The sequence below is a fragment of the Longispora sp. NPDC051575 genome, from assembly GCF_040681875.1.
Lineage (GTDB): Bacteria > Actinomycetota > Actinomycetes > Mycobacteriales > Micromonosporaceae > Longispora.
Window position 1 is genome coordinate 477,948 of record NZ_JBFAZP010000002.1, and the last position, 16,969, is coordinate 494,916.

Below are 16,969 nucleotides of genomic sequence, written 5' to 3' on the forward strand. Positions count from 1 at the left end.
CCGTCGCCCCGTGAGGAGCAGCATGAAACCCCTGGTCCACGACCCCGACAACCGGCTGTGGCTGCTGAGCACCCCGTCCAGCGGGTACGTGCTCCGGCTCGCCCCCGACGACAGCCCCCGGCACGTCGCCTGGGGCCCGCGCCTCACCCTCGAGCAGGCTCTGTCCGTTTCGGTGCCGTCGGGCGGGGACAGCAGCTTCGACGGCGTCATCGACGAGGAGTACCCGGCGGAGGGGCCCGCGCGGTTCGGCCCGCCGTCGCTGCAGGTCCGGTTCGACGGCGGGGCCCGGGGCGTGCAGTGGCACTATCTCGGCCAGGAGTCCGACGGCGGCCGGCTGTCCCTGCGGTTCCGCGACGACCACTACCCGCTGGAGATCACCCTGCACTACCGGGTGCACGACGACAGCGACGTGATCGAACGCTGGGCCACCCTGCACAACACCGGCGCCGACCACCCGATCGAGGTGCTGCGCTGCGACGCGGCGGCCTGGACCGCACCGCCCCGCGACGGCTACCGGCTCAGCCACGTCACCGGCGGCTGGTCCGCCGAGAGCCAGCTGGAACGGGTCCCGCTGGCCCGCGCGGAGACCGTGCTGACCAGCCGGCGCGGGCACACCAGCCACCAGGCCAACCCCTGGGTCATGCTCGACGCCGGCGACGCCACGGAGGAGCACGGCGAGGTCTGGGGCGCCGCGCTGGCGTGGAGCGGGAGCTGGCGGATCGCCGTGCACCACGACCCCGACGGCCGGGCCAGCTGGACCGGCGGGGCCGGGCACGAGGGCATCAGCTGGACCCTGCGCCCCGGCCAGCGGCACCACACCCCGGTGTTCGCCGGCCTCTACACCGACGGGGGCTTCGGCGCCGCCAGCCGGCAGTGGCACGCCTACCAGGCCGGACACGTCCTCCCCCAGGCCGGGGAGCTGCGGCCGGTCACCTACAACTCGTGGGAGGCCACCGGCTTCGACGTGGACGAGGACAACCAGCGCCGGCTCGCCGCCGTGGCCGCCGACCTGGGCGTCGAACTGTTCGTCATGGACGACGGCTGGTTCGGCGGCCGGCGCGACGCGTCCGCCGGACTCGGCGACTGGACCCCCAACGCCGCCCGGTTCCCGCGCGGCCTGGGCCCGCTGGCCGCCGAGGTCCGCCGGCTGGGCATGCGGTTCGGGCTGTGGGTCGAACCGGAGATGGTCAACCCCGACAGCGACCTGTACCGCGCGCACCCCGACTGGGTGCTGCACATGCCGCACCGCACCCGGACCACGATGCGCCACCAGCTCGTGCTCAACTTCGCCCGCGACGACGTGGCCGACTGGGCGTACAAGTGGCTCGACGAGCTCGTCGGCCAGCACGACATCGAGATGCTCAAGTGGGACATGAACCGGGCGTTCACCGAACCCGGCTGGCCGCAGCGGGGCGCGGACGGCGAGCGGCTGTGGATCGACCACATCACCAACGTGTACGCCATCATCGACCGGCTCCGCGCCTCGCACGCCGGCCTGCGGATCGAGACCTGCGCCGGGGGCGGCGGGCGCGTCGACCTCGGCATCCTCGCCCGCACCGACCAGGCCTGGATCTCCGACAACACCGACGCCGTCGACCGGATCGCCATCCAGCGCGGCTACGGCCAGCTCTACCCCGCGCGCACCATGGCCGCCTGGGTGACCGACAGCCCCAACCCGCACACCGGCCGGGAGGTACCGCTGGCGTTCCGCTTCCACGTCGCCATGAGCGGGGTGCTCGGGCTCGGCGGCGACCTGCTGCGCTGGTCGGAGCCGGACCTCTCCGCGTCCCGGGCCATGATCGCCACGTACAAGGACATCCGGCCGGTCGTGCAGCACGGGGAGCTGTACCGGCTCGGGGACGACGCGGTGCAGTACCAGCGTGGGGACCGGGTCGTGGTTCTGGTCTGGCGGTTGACGTCGCGGCCCCCGCACCAGCCCGTGGCGGTGCGGCTCGCGGGGCTCGAACCCGGCGCGCGCTACCGGGACGAGGACACCGGGCGGGTGCACCACGGGCACACGCTCCGCACGCACGGCCTCGTGCCGCCGCTGCCGCCGGGGGACTACTCCAGCGCGCTGGTCCGGCTCCGGCGCGTCTGACGCCGACCACCGGCGCCCCGTGCCGGCGGGTGGGCCGGCCAAGTTTTTCACAACCATCCACAGTCGCCGCCGCCGGACATCCTGGGCGAACGCGCAGTTCAGCAGCGTGCCCGGCCGGGTCCCCGCAGGACGGACCCGGCCCCGCGCCCAGTCCGGGCGGGCCGGCGACTGAGGTGTGATATTGCGTCTGATCGATGATTCGTGGAAGCTGGCCCCTCCTTGACGGTTCACCGGTCCAGGCGTGCCCGGACCGTGCAGAGAGGCCCCCTCATGCAACCCTCCCGCTGGCTACCCGTGGGCGTCGCACTCGCCCTCGCGGTCGTCCTGGCCCCCGCCTCCCTGGCGCAGGCCGATCCGGCGTCCCCCACCGTATGCACCGCCACCCCCTCCCCCGACCACCGCAGCGAGGTCGCGCCCAGCTGCGTCGCCGCCGACGTGACCCTCGACCGGCTGCCCGCCGTGGGCGGGTCCGCGACCCTGCGGATCCGGCTGCGGTCCCAGCTGCCGGTCGACGCCGCCAGGCTGGCCGTCCGGCTGTCCCCGAACCTGCGGCTGACCACCGGCGCGGGCCTGTCCGCCCCGCGCACCGTCGGCCTCGACCAGGTCGCCGAGCAGACGTTCGCGCTGTCGACCCGCGGCCGGACCCTGTCGCTGCGGGTCACCGCCGTCGCCGCCGGGCCGGCCCAGATCCAGGCCGACCTGACCGACGCCGCGCGGCCCGACGCGGAGCGCGCGGCGCACGCGACGACGGTGTTCACCGTCGGCGACCGGGCGGGCGGCTCGCACGCCGGCATCGTCGGCACCGACGGGGCGGCCGTGGCCGTGGATTCCGCGCGCCCGGTCGGCAACGGCACCGCCCTCGCCCTGGCCCCGGCGTCGACCTCCGCCGCGCTGGCCGGCCAGATCTGCGCGAAGGGCACGTTCACGTTCTCCAACCCGGCGGGTACCTGGCTCGCCGGGCGCAACGTCCCGGTGGCCGTGACCGGGAAGTCGACGTCGTCGGCGTCCACCGTGACGTACGCGTCGGGGCTGACCGGGACGGACGGGAAGTACAACCTGTGCTTCACCTCGCCGGTCACCCAGATGTACGCGGTGCAGGTGAAGTTCACCTCCGACTCGGCCCTGTGGCGGGTCACCAACAACGCCGGCTCGACCGCGTACACGGTGACCACGGCGACGAAGAGCAACGTGCCGGCCGGGGACCAGGACTTCGGGACGACCTCGCCGGCCAGTACCCAGATGCGGGGTTGGCACGCCTTCGACACGGTGAACCTGCTGTGGGGGATCCGCGCGTCGGGCACGAACTGCTGGACCGCGCGGGAGACCAGCAACTGTTCGCGGGTCACGGTGCACTGGCAGCCGGGCAGCACCGACGGCACGTACTTCAGCCCGAGCGGCAAGTACGTGGCGCTGATGGACGCCGACCCGGACTCCGAGCACCTGGTGCTGCACGAGACCGGGCACCACTTCATGGACCTGCTCTACGCCGGCTGGTGGCCGCCGTCGGACTGCCCGTCGCCGCACTACCTGCACAAGCGCAGCGGCGCGAGCTGCGCCTGGACCGAGGGGTTCGCCAACGCGGTCGCCGGCTTCGCCAAGGGTGACGGCATGTTCTACTGGCCCAACGGCGCGTTCATCGACCTGATGTCCACGACGCCGTTCGACTCCTCGCAGCCGGCGAGCCGGACGAACATCGAGGACGGCGACCAGGTCGAGTGCCGGGTGGCCGGTGCCCTGATCGACCTGTGGCGGCAGGTGGACGGCGGGCCCGCGGGCACGTTCAGCAACATGCGGCAGTACCGGTCGAGTTCGTTCCGCGAGGAGTTCAACGACGACCGGCCGCTGACCGGGCTGAGCACCTCGGCGGCGGCCCGCGACCTGGTGTACACGCACACGATCGACTACCGCACCGCCCCGCCCGGCGGCGCCCCGGCCAACGGCGGCTTCGAGAGCGGCACGGCGAGCTGGACGATCACCGGCGGCGTGGTCACGAACGCCACGACCTACCCGGCCCAGGCGGGTTCCTGGTACGCGCGGATGGGCGGCAACGGCAGCACCAACACCGACACGCTGTCCCAGTCGTTCGCCGTCCCGAACGGGGCGACCGCCACGCTCACCTACTACCTGCGCGTCGTCACGCTGGAGACCGAGCCGACCGTGTACGACACGCTCAAGGTGCAGGTGGTCGACGGCACGACCACCACGACCCTGGCCACGTGGTCGAACACCAACCCCAGCGGCGGGTACGTGGCCCGCACGGTCGACCTCGGCGGCTACCGGGGCCGCACGGTGACCCTGAAGTTCGTCAGCGTGGAGGACGCGTCGCTGCGCACGGACTTCCTCGTCGACTCCCTGACGGTCACCACGACCTGACCGGACCGGTGGCCGGGCACCCTCCGGGGGCCCGGCCACCGCGCGGTCCCCCATCCGACATTCCACAATGGAGCATTGGCTCTAGGGTCGGTCGTATGACCCTGCTCGCCAGTCTCGTCGCCAGAACCACCGACCCCGCCGTCCCCGTCTACTCCGTGGCCACCCTCGTCAACGGGCAGGTCGAGACCGCCACCCAGAGCTGCCGCCCGTCGCTGCTGTTCCAGGCCGCCTCGATCAGCAAGCCGGTCGCGGCCGTCGCGGCCCTCGTCCTGGTCGGGCAGGGCAAACTCGACCTCGACGAGGACGTCAACGCCAAGCTGCGGTCCTGGAAGCTGCCCGCGCCCGCCGACTGGCCGGTCCGCGTCACCCTGCGGCACCTGCTCAGCCACGGCGGGGCGCTGACCGTGCGCGCGTTCCCCGGCTACCGGCACAACACCCCGCTGCCGAGCCTGCCCCAGATCCTCGGCGGGCTCGCGCCGGCGAACAGCTCCGCCGTGCGGGTCACCGGGCTGCCGGGCCTCGTCCCCCGGTACTCCGGCGGGGGCTACACCGCCCTCCAGCTGCTGCTCCAGGACGCCACCGGCACGGAGTTCGGCAAGCTCGTGACCGACCTGGTCCTCAAGCCGGCCGGCATGTTCTCCGCCCAGTACGCCCAGCCCGAACCGGCCGTCGCCGCGCCCGCCATCGCCGGGGGCCTTCCCGTGCCCAACGGCTGGAACGTGCACCCGGAGCTGGCCGCCGCCGGGCTGTGGTGCACCCCGACGGACCTGGTCCGGTTCGCGGCGGCGCTCCAGAGCGCGCTGGCCGGCACCGGCCCGGTCCCGAACCAGCCCCCGCTGCTGCCCGTCAAGATCGCCAAGGAGCTGTTCGCCGAGCAGCTGCCCGGCTGGGGGCTCGGCGTCGAGCTCGCCGGCACCGGGGCCGGCCGGCGGTTCGGCCACACCGGCAGCAACGAGGGCTACCGGTGCGAGGTCACCGCCACCGTCGCGCCCGGTCCGACGATCGCGGTGATGACCGCCACGGACAAGGGCAGCCAGCTGATCGACCGGTTGGTGCCGGAGATCCGTACCCAGCTGAGCTGGCCCGACCCGCCCAAGACGCCGACGGCCACCGCATACCGGCCCTCCGGCGCGGACATGGAGCAGCTGACGAAGCTGTACGGCGGCGACTACGAGACCCCCAAGGGCGAGAAGATCACCTTGACGGGTACCGGCTGGCGCTGGTCGATCACCCTGCCCGGCCAGCCGCCGCTGCCGCTGGAGCCGAAGTCGTACACGTCGGTGTCGCCGCCGACGTTCTGGGGCGTGGACATCGAGTTCCAGCTCGGCTCGGGCGGTCGGGCGACCGGGTTGACGATCAGCCAGGACGACGAGGTGATCCGGGCCAGGCGGGTCTAGGTAGCGTCCTGCCGATCTCGTCATTGGTCGGGCCGAGCCCGTCCAGGCCGGAGACAACCCCCGGGAACGACGGCGCCGACCTGCCGCGCGGGCTGCTGGCCACCGACCCGGCGCGGCTGGCGGTGGCCTCCTTCGGCGGCGAGGGCGTCTTCAGCCTCGCCCGCACCCGCGACGGGTACCGCTGAACCGGCGTTCCTTCCCACGGTCGGACTCCGGGCCGTGCGATCAGCGGCCCCGGCCACCTGTCCGGCAAACGCCCGACAGGTGGCCGGGGCCGATCGGTGCGAGGCTCGACACCGGAGGACAGGTCACGGCCGCAGGCCGCCCACGGGGAGACGCGCGCTCGGACGGTCGGTACACGGTGGACCGGTGTGGAGAGGGGTTCGTCGGTGACCTGGTTGTTGTTCCTGGGCTACGTGACGCTGTTCGTGCCGGTGTTCCGCGCCGCGGCGGTCCGGCGCAGCAGGCTCCGCGCGGGACTGGTCGCGCGGGCCTACGCCCGCGAGATCGAGGAGGCGGTGCTCGAACCCGGGGAGGCCGGGTCGCTGGACATCCTGTCGCTGGGCGTGCTGTCGGGGTGGATCCGGGAGGCGGTCGTAGCGGGGCTGCTGGCAGGGGGGTACGTCCAGTTCTTCGGGTCGGGGTACGACGGCCGGCTGCCGTTGGTCGCGGTGCTGCCGCTGCCGGCGGACGCCACCGCGCCCGAGCGCGAGGTGTGGGAGGTCGCCAACGACCCGACCGTGCGCCGCTCCGACCGGTACATGTCGATGAGGGAGTCCCTGAAGGATCTGCGGGGTCCGCTGGAGGAGCGCGGCTACGTGCGGAAGTGGGTGGGCGAGTTCTTCGACCTGCCGATCACCCGCCTGGGCTGGCTGGGCGGGATGTGCGCCCTGGCGCTGCCGGTGGCGGTATGGCTGCTGTCGCTGGACACGTACGCCCGACCCGTGCTCGTGCTGCTCATGGCCTTCGGGGGGACGTGGATCGTCGTCTACGCCGCGCGGGAGCGCAGGGTCTACCTCTACATGCCGGAGACCACCGGCCGGGGAGCCGCCGTGTTCGAGGAGGCCCGTCGGCAGGCACTCGACGCCGGACTGCGTCCCTCCGGGGTACAGGAAGCCACCGGCGACGAACGGGACCGCCAACAGGCCGGGGACGCCCGGACGGGGCTCGCGGCGGTGGGGGCCGTCCCCCGCCGGGACCTGGTGGCCGCGATCATCCTGTTCGGCCGCGAAGCGCACGACCAGTTCGACCCGAAACTGGAGCTCTACCTGAAACCGTCGACGAACTCCAGGATCGTGACCGAACGGCTCCCCGTCACCAACGACGGCATCCCACCGTTCAGGTACCGGTGAGGCGGGCCGAGCTCTCGTGTGGTGTCTCGTTGTTAGCCGGTGGTTGACGCGGATGCGCCCGGCCTTCGTGTAGGGGTCTGTGCGGTATGCCCGAACCGGATCGGCGATCAGCAGGGAACCCGCAGCTATCCGAGGCGCCGTAGCGCTGTCTCGATTGCGACCTCGATCCGGGAAGTCATGCCGGGCACATCGACAGGATGGCGCCCAGCGACCTGACCACGGATCCACTTCGGCTGGCTGTCGTCATGGTGCAGCAGGGCATACAGGTCCCACCACGGATCGAGGGTCACCCCGGCGATCGACTCATAGAGCGACCGTAGCTGCTCCGACCATTCGGGCGAGTAGAGCGCCGCCAGGTATCGCCGGCAGTGCCCGACGTCCATCGCGCGAGCCCCCCGATGGATGGAGTTCCAGTCGGTCAGTCCAGTGATCCTCCCGCGCGACCACAGCACGTTGACAGGCAGGAGATCACAATGCAGAAAGACGGCAGTGTCCTGTGGCGGCGGCGCCGCCATGACACCGAACGCCGTCTTCCACACAGCCGACTTCCGCGCGCCGGCCGGCACCTGAAGCCCGTCCAGAGGAGCGATCCAAGAGTCCGTCCACGGTCTGAACGTCTTCGCGGGGAGATCGAGGGAGTGCAGGAACACGGCAGTCTCCGCGATCCTCGTCAGCCACGACCGGGGTTCCGCCGGATGGAGGTCAACATGGCCCTGCAACCGTGTCATCAGCAGCGATGGCGCGCCCCCCGTCGAAGCACCAGCAACATCGGTAGCCAGGATGCCCGGAACCGGGAGCCCGCTTCCCGCCACCACGCCAAGGTTGGCGATCTCCTTCGCCAAGCTCTCCCGCAGGCCGAGCCCGCCCGGGTACTGCCGCAGTACGACGAACGTTCGTATTCCACGTCGCTCGACAGTCAGCCGATGCACGGCGGAGCAGACGCCACCGGTCAATCGGCGATGGCCAACGACGCGACTGCCCCGACCCATCGACGCCGCAACCCAGGCGAGAGTCTCCACGGAGGGCCGACGCTGCCGGAACCCGCCATCCCTCCAGTCGCCGTCGGTCATGAGCGAGAGCCTATTCGTCGGGGGCCGTTGTCAGCCGGGATTGACGCGAGTGCGACCCGGCCTCGGCTGACTCTGGCCCGCGGCCGCGGCGCCGGGGCCTCAGGAACGCCGTCTCGGCATCCGCCTACGCGTCCGTCGCCGCCTTCGCGCCGGCCGCTGCCGGCCCGGCCGCCTCCCCGGATCCGGTCGCCGCCGCCGGCCCCGCGAGGAACGCCGTGCCCACCTCGTCCTGGCACACCTCCACCGAGTACGCCATCAGCGCCCCGGCCTGCGCGTCCCGGAAGTGCCGCTGGATCGGGGACGTCCGCAGATAGCCCGAACCGCCGCCGACCTTCACGCCGAGCGCCGCCACGTCCTTGGCCACCTCGTTGGCCAGCAGCTTGGCCTCCAGCGACGTCGGATTGGTCAGCGGCGAGCGCTGGTCGGCCAGCCAGGCCGTCTGCGCCGCCAGCAGCGTGGCCGCCCGCAGCCGCACGTACTCCGCCGCGACCGCGAACCGGACCCACTGCATCTCTGCCAGCGGCTGCCCCGTGGTCGGGATGACCCGGTCGCGGGCGTGCGCGCGCAGGGTCTCCAGCGCCGCCTCGGCCACCCCGATCGACAGGAACGGCAGCCCGACCGGGATCGGGTTCGGCTCGTCGGTCCGCCGGGTACACCGCCGGTCGGCCGGCAGCACCGTGCCGTCGAACGTGATCAGCTGGCTGCGGGTCGCCCGCAACCCCATGCTGTCCCAGATGGGTACGAGCTTGAGCGTCGCGTCCGGCGTGATCCCGAAGAACGCCGGCACCCCGTCGACGAGCGCGTTGACCAGCAGGTAGTCGGCCGCCTCGCAGCCGGAGACGAACCTCTTCGCCCCGTCCAGGACGAAGCCGTCCGGCACCGGCCGGGCCGCCTGGAGCGGCATCAGGAACAGATTCCCGCCCGTCGGCTCCGACAGCGCGTTGGCGAACCGCTTCCCCCGGGCCAGTTCCCCCGCGAAGAACCGGGCGTTCGCGTCGTCGCTCATGTGCACCAGGCCGTAGGCGGCCCCCAGGTGCATCAGCCAGATCGTCGCCGTGGACGGACAGGCCCGCGCCACCGTGGTCAGCACCGCGCCGAACGTCACCCAGGACAGGCCCTCTCCACCGTGCTCGGCCGGCAGCCAGGCGGTGTCGAAGCCGGCCTCGTGCAGCCGGCGCAGGTTGTCGACCGGTAGTTCGGCGGACTCGTCCAGTTCGGCGGCGCGGTCGGCGAAGTCCGCCGCCAGGGCCTCCGCGCGGTCCAGCCAGGACAGTTCGGCGGCGGGCGGGTCCAACGGTGAGGGAGGCGAGCTGCGCATACCCACGATTCAACCACGAAACACCCGATGGGTACCGGCGCGGGAGGCGCGCCCGTGGGCCTGGAGCACGAGGTGTCGTGTCCGTGCACCGGGGCTGGGCGCCACGTCCTGCCGCGACGAGCGTGCACCGCTTCGTGCCCCGGGTGCAGACGTCACACGCGTGCACCGCATGTGGGGGCGCGTAGGCCCCGAGTGCTGGGGGCGCACGCGGGCGCCATGTGTGGGGGCGCACGCAGGTTCCGCGTGTGGGCGCGCATGCGGGCTCCACGTGGTGGGGATGCGCGCGGGCTCCACGTGGTAGGCGCGCACGGGCTCCACGTGGTGGGGACGCGCGCGGGCTCCGTGTAGTGGGGACGCGCACGGGCTCCGCGTGGTGGGGATGCGTGCGGGCTCCACGTGTGGGCGCCAGGTTCGTCCATCTCGTTGGTCTCCCCTGGACAGGGTGTCACGTGCGGAAACACGCGCCGCCGCTGTGCGTCGGGCGCGGACCGCTGCCGTGGATCGGGGCCGTCAGGAGATCAGGGCGCGTCCACGATCCGCGCGCCGCCGCCGATCGAGCAACAGCACGGCGGCCAACGGGGCCGCCACGAGGGCCACGAACGCGGCCTCGACCGAGATCGCGACCCCGGCCTGGGCGAGCTGTTCCCGAGGGACGCTCGAGACGATCATCGGGTACAGCGCCAGCAGGAAGGTGAGCCCGCCGGCGAGGCCACGCGCCCGGGTGAGAACGGACTGTTCGCGCGCGGAGCCGTCCCCCTCGGCGAGGGCCTGGCTCACCGCCCGGACCGTGAGGGTCGTGAACAGGGTGAGGCCGGGCACCAGGACCGCGTCCGTGGCGAACTCGTTCTTCCCCGCCACCGCGATCAGGAGGATCGCCTGTCCGAGCAGGCCGGCCACGGCCACCGCCGCGACGAGCACCTGCCGGCCCGGTCCCGCCGGTCCCAGCGGGAGACCCCTGGTGCGGCCCTGGCTGCCGAGCCAGCCGACCAGCAACGACGGCACCACCGCGGCCATGGCCGCCCACATCAGGGTGAGGTAGTTGTCGAAGCGCTCAGGGGCCTGTACCCCGAACCGCACGCCCTGGTAGTAGACCATGGTCACCAACGTGGCGCCCCAGGCGAACTCGGCGGTCGCGGCGGCCAGGATCAGCAGCCGGCTCCGGCGGGTGAGTCGCTCCCCACGGACCTCCGGCGCACCTTCCAACGGGTACGCGAGGCCGGCGGCGACCACGTACGACAGGAGGGCGACCAGCGACGGGACGAGCAGTGCGCTGGCGCTGAACACCGCGAGGACGACGACGGCGCCCAGCACCTGGCCGAGCAGCGACAGCGAGTGGACCGCCGGGCCGACCACCGGGAACGTGCCGGCGGTGACGGGTTGCCGGAGGGCGGACAGCAGGCCGACCAGGAACAGGAGCGAGAAGCCCGACCAGGAGTCCGAGGGGCCGACGACGAGAAGCGCCGCCACCGCGAACGCCGTCGTCAGGAGAACCGGGCCCCGGTACGCGGTCACGCGGGACAGCAGCGGTCCACGGATCGCCAGGTGCGCCGCGACGCTCGCCAGGATGGTGGCCAGGAACACGGGCCCCGTGCTGTAGCCGTAGAAACTGATCAGGAACATCGGAACGGCGATCAGCAGGGTACCGCAGGCCAGGCCGGCCAGCAGCTCGACAGCCACGGCCCTGCCGTACTCGCCGGGCGTCACCGGCCCCCGGAGCAGCGGCGAACTCCGGGCCGGGGCGGACACGGTGCCCGGATGCCGGACAGACCCCGTGCCGAGCGCCGGACCGACCGACGCCTTGGACACCGAGCCGGTCGACGCTGAGGACTCCGGGCGGGTCGATGCCGCCGATGTCGCAGGGTGGGTCGGGTCGTCGGATGCCGGTACTTCCGGGGATCGACCTTCCCCCGATGACATGCCGGCGGCGGAGTGCTCCACGGGAGGGAAGGCGGCTCCATGGTCCGGCGCCGGACCGGCGCGTTCGTTGGGCGGGCGCACGACGGACGCGACCGGCGTGGACGTCTCCCGGACGGCCGGGCCGTTCCCGTCCCGGATCCGGGCGAGTTTCCCCTCGGCGTCGTGCGCGCGGTCCCCGGCCCCGGGGTGGGAACCCCCACCGGCCGGGGCGCGGGCCAGGAGCAGGCGCCCCTCGACCTGGTCGGCGGTCCGGGGTCGGGGTCTGCTCCGGTACCCGGCTGGTCACCTCGGCGTGCACGTAGTCGTACAGCTCGTCCACGCTGACGAACCCGTCGCCGTCCAGGTCGGCGGCCCCCGTGGCCAGCCCCGTGATCACCGCCTGGGTGAAGACGCTGGGCCGGGCGGGCGTGACACTGGTGACGTCCTGCTCGTGCGCGTACTGCAACGCCGTGGACGACGTGATCACCACCCGGCCCCGCCCGTTGAACTGGTCGCTCAGGTCGGCCACCGGCTCGCCCCGGGTCCGGCGCAGCGTGGCGGCCCCGCTGTAGCAGCAGTCGAGCAGGACGACGACCCGCCGGGACAGCCCCCGGTCGATCCGCTGGTCGATGTATTCGAACGACACCCCGGTCGCGTCGAGGAACTCGTGCCGGGTGTTCGTCGCGGCGAAGTACCAGCGGCTCTCGTCCCGCCGGCCGTGCGCGGACACGTGCAGCAGCAGGATGTCGTCGCGGCGGGCGGAGGCGAAGAACTGCTGGATGGCGATCCGGATGTCGTCGGTGCGGCCGTTGCGCACCACCTCGACCTCGAAGCCGCAGACCGCCGGATCGGTCAGCACCGCGCGCAGCCCGTACAGGTCCGCCTCCGCGCCGGGCAGCGGCCGGAAACGGGGATCCTCGTACCGGCCGTTGGCGATGATCAGCGCGCGCCTGGCCACCCGCTAGCGCCCCAGAACCTTGTGCACGTAGGCGTCGATGAGCTGGGCGCGTTCCGCCCGGGTGGTGCCGTCGATGATCAGCTGGTCCTCGCCGATCCGGATCTCGATCCGGCCCCGTCCCCGGCGGTCCAGCCAGCCCCACAGTCCGGACAGGACCGACGTGACCACCTCGGGACTGCTCGCGAGGGTCACCAGGACCCCGCCGAGCGCGACGAGTTCGCCCGCGCGGGTCCCGTCCGGGGCGTCCCCGGCGGCCGGCCGGTCGACGGCCTCGACCGGGTGCAGGGTCAACTCGTCGAGCACACCGGTGACGGCGTCGTCGGTGTCCCCCTCGTCGACGCCGCGCACCGCCAGTCGGACGAGAAGGGTTGCGCTCATCCTGGCAACGTAGCCGACACCACCGCCGGACAGAGTCCGATACCCGACCGGCCCCGGAGAGTGGTCGTCACCTAGTCCGCGACGAGGACGTTCCTGCGGAAGCCCCCGGAGCGTTCCTGCTGCCGGCGCACGACCCACCTGCCGGGCGCGACGCCGCTGCCGCCGTGTTCGGGGTGGACGAGGTACACCGGGCTGGTGTTGGAGAACATGCCGATCGCCAACCAGAGGGGGTCCCGGACCCCGGTGGTCCAGTGGCAGGTGCCGGGGTCGGCGACGAGGGTGTGCGGGTTGTTGCCGGCTTCGCCGCGCACGAGTTCGACCCCGGAGCGGGGTACCGGCTCCCAGGAGGCGAAGGAGTGCACCCCGACCGTGCCGAGCATCGGGGCCGGTACGACGATCAGGTCGCCCTGGGCCTGGAGCCCGTCGATCACCGGTACGGTCAGTGCGCGTTCGAGATGGCCGAGGACGTCGAGGCCGGAGCGGTCGAGGATGTCTGCGAGTCTCATGATGGTCACCGTGGGGTTCGAGGGTCAGGTACGTCGCTGGAGCTGTGCGTACTGCGCGCCGGTCAGCCCGTAGGACCAGCCGGCCGCGTCTACGGGATGGTCGAACCAGGGCGGCACCCGCAGCCCGTACCGACGGCGGGTGCCGTCCCGCTCCACCGATCCGTTGACGGCGAGCAGCAGCCTGGTCCGGGCGCCCCAGTGCAGGTAGGGCAGGTCGTAGAGCTGGAGTTCCGCGCCGGGGTTGCCCGGGTCGGCGGCCCGGGAGACGAGCCTCAGGCCGGCCTGGTCGATGAACGCGGTCCAGCCGAGGCGTTCGATCGCGCACCGCCGGATCTCGACGTTGCGCTCGCCGGCGATCCGGGCGACCGTGAGGTCCTCGAACACCCAGGACGGCACGGGCAGCCCGTGCCAGGCGTACGCGGTCGCGCCGTCGCGCCAGCGCACCGCCGGGCCGTGCGGCCGCCGCTCACCGGAACCGTCCGGCACGGGTTCGGCGTGGGTCGCGGCCGGCCGGTCGGCCAGTACGCACACGCCGGCGCGCGGCCACCACCAGCCGGTGGACCGGGCCAGCGACGCCCACAGCTCGAAGTGTGCCGTGTCGGCGACCCCGAAGCGGGTACCCAGGACGCGGCGGTGGATGTCGTAGAAGCCGACCCAGTCGGCGTCGTGCTGGCCGTACCAGGTGAAGTCGGGAAGGTTGGGTGTCCCCGCGCGGATGAGCGCCACGAGGGACTCCCGGACCGCCCGCCGCAGCGCCGGGGCCGCCACCCGCTCCAGGACGGACCGCAGCGGCACGCCCTCCCGGAGCGCCGCCTCGGGGTCGACGCGCGGTGGTCGGTTCCAGCCGAACTCCACGGGTTCGACCCGGGCACTGCGTGCTAGGCGTTCCCGCAGCCCGAACACCAGGGTGGCGAGCCTGTTCTCCACCGGCTCCGGCCCGCTGGCGGCCCCGGTGTCCACCGGCGGCACGACCACGGACGCGGCGGCGGGGGACGGCACCCAGACGAACGCGGGCGGCGGCTCCCCGAGCAGGGCGTAGAGACCGGTGACGGCGTGCTCGGCGGCGGCCCGGTCGGCCGGCGCGGTGGACAGTGCGTGCCCCGTCCACTCCGCCCGGAGCTGGACGGCCTCGTGCCACTGGGCGAGAACGGGGCCGGGGTCACGCAGAACAGCGGCACGGCGACAGGGTCGCCGGCGACGGGCGCTCACAGCGCCAGGGCGGACGCGCCCTTTCGGTTCGACATGCCGACGATGGTCACACGGCCCGCCGGGGCACCGCAACCCGGTTGTCTCCGCACCGGCGGTCAACGGTCGGAACGCCCGCTCAGCCCAGTGGCGTGATCCCGACCCGTGCCCCGGCCTGCCCCAACGCGACCCGGACCCGCTCCGCCGTCCCCCGGTCCGCCCTGTGCAACAGCGGCGTCGGAGCCCGCTCCACGAGCTTCTTGGCCGCCGCCAGATCCAACCCCGTGATCTCCCGGACCACCTTGATGACCTGGATCTTCCTGCTCCCGACCTCGGCCAGGACGACGTCGAACAGCTCCGCCCGGACCACGGCGGCGGCGCGCGCCCCGTCGCCGGGCGACCTGACGCTCACGGCGGCCCCGGCGACCTCCAGCACCATCCTGGCCCGGTCCGCCGTCACCCGGTCGACCTTGCGCAGGATCACCGCCGGGGCGCTCTCGACGAGGTCCTTCGCCTCCTTCAGGCCGAGCCAGGTCAGTTCGCGGACGACCTTGATGACCTGGATCTTCCGGCCGCCGTCGCGGTCGAGGACGACGTCGAACTCGTCCGGGCCGGGTGGGGGCGCGGGGGTCCGGGCCGGCGGCGTCCAGGGCGCCGGGGCGCTCGGAAGCTGGGGCACCGCGCCCGGCGCCCCGAACCGCACGTTGCGCACGAGCCCGAGCTGGTCCGCGGTCGCGGTACCGCACTGCTGGGGCACCGGCAGACCCTCGGCGCGCAGTTGCGCGAACAGGTGGCGGTAGATGTCCCCCAGGCTGAGCACCTGCCCGGCGGCGGCGCTGCCGGCGCGCAGCAACGTGAGCATCCGGCCGGTGAACGCCGTGTGCGGCTCCCCGGGCAGGCCCACCGAGGTCCGGTTCGCGGGCGAGGAGGTCAGGGTGTACGTGCCGGCGACCTGGAGCTGGCCGAGGACCTCCGCCGCGGAGCTCGCCAGGGTGTCGCCGATGGCCCTGCCGCTGAAGCAGCTGTCCAGGATCACGACCCGGTTCCGGGCGCGGCTGGCCAGGCACACGTCGCGGACGGCCTCGAACGGCAGGGCCGTGAACGCGAGCATGTCCTGCCGGGTCGCGGCCAGGCTCAGGTACAGGTCCCGGCGCAGCGGGCCCAGCAGCCCGTGTCCGCTGTAGTAGATCAGCAGCAGGTCCTCGGCCTGGGCCGCCGCGTCGATCAGGAGCCGGCCGACCTGGGCCGCGCCGGCGTCCGGCGGGGCGACCGCGCAGTGGGCCGGACTGAACCCGCCCAGACCCGGGTCGGTGAGCACGGCCGCCAGGTCGCGGAGGTTGTTGGTGATGACCGGCACGTCCGGCAGCTCCGGATCCTCGTAGCCGGGGGTGCCGATCAGGACGATCCGGGAACGGGCCGCGTCGGCCGCGCGCACACTCACCGGGGCCGGTCGAACGCCGCCCGCGCCAACGCCTCGACGTCGCGCACCCGGTGGGCGTCGATCTCCACGGAACTCCCGTCCGGGTCCGTGATCGTGATCGTGATGTCCGAGCGGCGGGGCTGGGCGAAGAACGTCCGCAGCGACGTCGCCAGCACCGTGAGGGCTCCCCCTCCGCCGAGCGCGATCGACAGGACGTCGGTGACCGCGCCCAGCTCGCCCGGCTCCGGCCGGCCCGCGACCGCGGTGACCAGGCCGCGCAGCTCGGGCTCCTGGCGCAGCCAGTCGTGGAGTTCGGCCAGCGCCCCGCCGTCCCCCTCGGACCGCACCGACAGCGACACGTCCATGAGACCTCCCCGCTCCACGACATCATCGACGGGCACAAGTATGCCGCACCGGGCGGCGCGGGCCGGCCGGTGGACGCTCCACACGCGACCACCGGCGGCCCCGGGGCGGGGTCAGGCGCCCCGGTCGTGGTCGGCGAGGTCCTCGACCGACTGCTGGAACGCCTCGGCCGCGCGCGCGAAGTAGTCGAAGAGCAGCTCCCGCTCCTGCGGGGTGTAGCTGGCCAGCAGGTCGCCGATCCTGCGGCGGGCGGGGGCCAGCACCCGGTCGAGGTCGGCGGGCTGGTCGACCGGCTCGACGATGACCTTGCGCCGGTCGTCGGGGTCGGCCGCGCGGCGCACGTAGCCGGCCTGTTCGAGGCGGTCGACGAGCCGGGTGGTGGGGCCGGTGGTCAGGCCGGTGCGCGCGCCGAGTTCGCCGGGCGTCATGGCGCCGCGCAGTTCGAGGACGTTCAGCGCGTACAGGTCGGTCGCGCCCAGGTCGACGGCCTTGGCGCCCGCCTGGGCGTGCAGCACGACGGAACTCAGGTACTGCCGGAACACCGCGCTCGGATCCGGAGGTGTTGACACCGGCACCCCTCTCCCATAATCTCTTCCTCAGAGAAGAGAAATCTTCAGAGCAGTTAAATCTTTCAAGCAGAGACTAACACGAGGGG

The 16,969-nt window shown here is 73.0% G+C and carries 14 protein-coding genes and 3 pseudogenes; 5 read left to right on the plus strand and 12 right to left on the minus strand.

Features of this window, described 5'->3' with window-relative positions; all coding sequences use genetic code 11:
* Window positions 1-22: 22 nt before the first annotated feature.
* From AB0M43_RS05840 to AB0M43_RS05860, 5 genes are all read left to right on the plus strand, one after another.
* Window positions 23-2,098: an alpha-galactosidase gene (locus AB0M43_RS05840; RefSeq protein WP_363721544.1), complete on the plus strand. Its 2,076-nt coding sequence runs from the start codon at window positions 23-25 to the stop codon at window positions 2,096-2,098.
* Window positions 2,099-2,368: 270 nt separating this feature from the next.
* Window positions 2,369-4,471, plus strand: coding sequence for a hypothetical protein (locus tag AB0M43_RS05845; protein ID WP_363721545.1), 2,103 nt, complete (start codon window positions 2,369-2,371; stop codon window positions 4,469-4,471).
* A gap of 95 nt (window positions 4,472-4,566) precedes the next feature.
* Window positions 4,567-5,868 carry a serine hydrolase domain-containing protein gene (locus AB0M43_RS05850; protein ID WP_363721547.1) on the plus strand — a complete coding sequence of 434 codons (1,302 nt, stop codon included), beginning with the start codon at window positions 4,567-4,569 and terminating at the stop codon, window positions 5,866-5,868.
* A 23-nt stretch (window positions 5,869-5,891) separates the two neighbouring features.
* Window positions 5,892-6,053 (plus strand): hypothetical protein, encoded by a 162-nt coding sequence (locus tag AB0M43_RS05855; protein ID WP_363721549.1) that lies wholly within the window; start codon window positions 5,892-5,894, stop codon window positions 6,051-6,053.
* 204 nt (window positions 6,054-6,257) lie between these two features.
* Window positions 6,258-7,220, plus strand: a complete 963-nt coding sequence (locus tag AB0M43_RS05860) for a hypothetical protein (protein ID WP_363721550.1) — start codon at window positions 6,258-6,260, stop codon at window positions 7,218-7,220.
* 125 nt (window positions 7,221-7,345) lie between these two features.
* Here AB0M43_RS05860 and AB0M43_RS05865 read toward each other — a convergent pair whose 3' ends face one another.
* The 12 genes and pseudogenes from AB0M43_RS05865 to AB0M43_RS05920 all read right to left on the minus strand — a co-directional run bounded on the left by AB0M43_RS05865 (window position 7,346) and on the right by AB0M43_RS05920 (window position 16,883).
* Window positions 7,346-8,290: an aminoglycoside phosphotransferase family protein gene (locus AB0M43_RS05865; RefSeq protein ID WP_363721551.1), complete on the minus strand. Its 945-nt coding sequence runs from the start codon at window positions 8,288-8,290 to the stop codon at window positions 7,346-7,348.
* A gap of 124 nt (window positions 8,291-8,414) precedes the next feature.
* On the minus strand, window positions 8,415-9,608 hold the full coding sequence (locus AB0M43_RS05870) for an acyl-CoA dehydrogenase family protein (RefSeq protein ID WP_363721553.1): 1,194 nt from the start codon (window positions 9,606-9,608) through the stop codon (window positions 8,415-8,417).
* A gap of 510 nt (window positions 9,609-10,118) precedes the next feature.
* Window positions 10,119-11,414: a hypothetical protein gene (locus tag AB0M43_RS05875; protein WP_363721554.1), complete on the minus strand. Its 1,296-nt coding sequence runs from the start codon at window positions 11,412-11,414 to the stop codon at window positions 10,119-10,121.
* A gap of 418 nt (window positions 11,415-11,832) precedes the next feature.
* A pseudogene (locus AB0M43_RS05880) lies at window positions 11,833-12,462 on the minus strand (caspase family protein); the annotation flags it as partial.
* Between the two features lie 3 nt (window positions 12,463-12,465).
* Window positions 12,466-12,840, minus strand: a complete 375-nt coding sequence (locus AB0M43_RS05885; protein WP_363721556.1) for a hypothetical protein — start codon at window positions 12,838-12,840, stop codon at window positions 12,466-12,468.
* A 71-nt stretch (window positions 12,841-12,911) separates the two neighbouring features.
* Window positions 12,912-13,346, minus strand: coding sequence for a hypothetical protein (locus AB0M43_RS05890; protein WP_363721558.1), 435 nt, complete (start codon window positions 13,344-13,346; stop codon window positions 12,912-12,914).
* Between the two features lie 24 nt (window positions 13,347-13,370).
* Window positions 13,371-14,555: a DUF6745 domain-containing protein gene (locus AB0M43_RS05895; RefSeq protein WP_363721559.1), complete on the minus strand. Its 1,185-nt coding sequence runs from the start codon at window positions 14,553-14,555 to the stop codon at window positions 13,371-13,373.
* 115 nt (window positions 14,556-14,670) lie between these two features.
* Window positions 14,671-14,943: a ribosomal protein L7/L12 gene (locus AB0M43_RS05900; protein ID WP_363722063.1), complete on the minus strand. Its 273-nt coding sequence runs from the start codon at window positions 14,941-14,943 to the stop codon at window positions 14,671-14,673.
* Window positions 14,932-15,138, minus strand: a pseudogene (locus AB0M43_RS05905) (ribosomal protein L7/L12); the annotation flags it as partial. The gene AB0M43_RS05900 and the pseudogene AB0M43_RS05905, both read right to left, overlap by 12 nt.
* 195 nt (window positions 15,139-15,333) lie before the next feature.
* Window positions 15,334-15,972, minus strand: a pseudogene (locus AB0M43_RS05910) (caspase family protein); the annotation flags it as partial.
* Window positions 15,969-16,316, minus strand: coding sequence for a hypothetical protein (locus tag AB0M43_RS05915; RefSeq protein ID WP_363721561.1), 348 nt, complete (start codon window positions 16,314-16,316; stop codon window positions 15,969-15,971). The gene AB0M43_RS05915 and the pseudogene AB0M43_RS05910, both read right to left, overlap by 4 nt.
* 111 nt (window positions 16,317-16,427) lie before the next feature.
* Window positions 16,428-16,883 (minus strand): MarR family transcriptional regulator, encoded by a 456-nt coding sequence (locus AB0M43_RS05920; RefSeq protein WP_363721563.1) that lies wholly within the window; start codon window positions 16,881-16,883, stop codon window positions 16,428-16,430.
* Between the last annotated feature and the right edge of the window lie 86 nt (window positions 16,884-16,969).

Bases quoted from the DNA above. Each gene is read 5' to 3' on its own strand.
- AB0M43_RS05840 (WP_363721544.1), top strand. From the start codon at position 23: ATGAAACCCCTGGTCCACGACCCCGACAACCGGCTGTGGCTGCTGAGC.
- AB0M43_RS05845 (WP_363721545.1), top strand. From the start codon at position 2,369: ATGCAACCCTCCCGCTGGCTACCCGTGGGCGTCGCACTCGCCCTCGCG.
- AB0M43_RS05850 (WP_363721547.1), top strand. From the start codon at position 4,567: ATGACCCTGCTCGCCAGTCTCGTCGCCAGAACCACCGACCCCGCCGTC.
- AB0M43_RS05865 (WP_363721551.1), bottom strand. From the start codon at position 8,290: ATGACCGACGGCGACTGGAGGGATGGCGGGTTCCGGCAGCGTCGGCCC.
- AB0M43_RS05870 (WP_363721553.1), bottom strand. From the start codon at position 9,608: ATGCGCAGCTCGCCTCCCTCACCGTTGGACCCGCCCGCCGCCGAACTG.
- AB0M43_RS05885 (WP_363721556.1), bottom strand. From the start codon at position 12,840: ATGAGCGCAACCCTTCTCGTCCGACTGGCGGTGCGCGGCGTCGACGAG.
- AB0M43_RS05890 (WP_363721558.1), bottom strand. From the start codon at position 13,346: ATGAGACTCGCAGACATCCTCGACCGCTCCGGCCTCGACGTCCTCGGC.
- AB0M43_RS05915 (WP_363721561.1), bottom strand. From the start codon at position 16,316: ATGGACGTGTCGCTGTCGGTGCGGTCCGAGGGGGACGGCGGGGCGCTG.